Source organism: Treponema endosymbiont of Eucomonympha sp., assembly GCF_001028545.1.
On the sequence record NZ_BBPW01000717.1, the window covers coordinates 1 to 407 of the forward strand.

A 407-nucleotide genomic window follows, 5' to 3' on the forward strand; every position below is an offset into this window, starting at 1 on the left:
ACGGGCAGTTTTGCCCCGCGTCAGCGTTTCAGCACGGACTGGGGGTCTATCAGTTTGCCGTTTTTGTATACGGAAAAATGCAAATGCGGTCCGGTCGAATATCCGGTGCTCCCGACGGAGCCTATCCGCGCTCCCTGCCCGACGCTTTGCCCCGAACGGACAAGTGCGCGTTCCCTTAGGTGCCCGTACAGGGTCTGATACCCGTTTCCGTGGCTGATAATCACGTAATTCCCGAAGACGCGGGAATATCCCTCGGCGGCGACTTTGCCGCTCATCGCCGCCCGTATCGGCGTCCCCGACTTTGCCGCCATGTCTATTCCGGTGTGGCGGCTCTGCACGCCGGTGAACGGGTCGGCGCGCAAGCCGAACGGAGACGCGAGCCGCCACGACGCGGCGAGCGGCGAAAC

General features: G+C 62.9%; 1 protein-coding gene. It reads right to left on the minus strand.

Annotated features, from left to right (window positions below; translation table 11 throughout):
* Positions 1-20 precede the first annotated feature (20 nt).
* Positions 21-407 (minus strand): M23 family metallopeptidase (locus AWU74_RS08750; protein ID WP_162505140.1); only part of this gene is annotated, 387 nt, incomplete at its 5' end.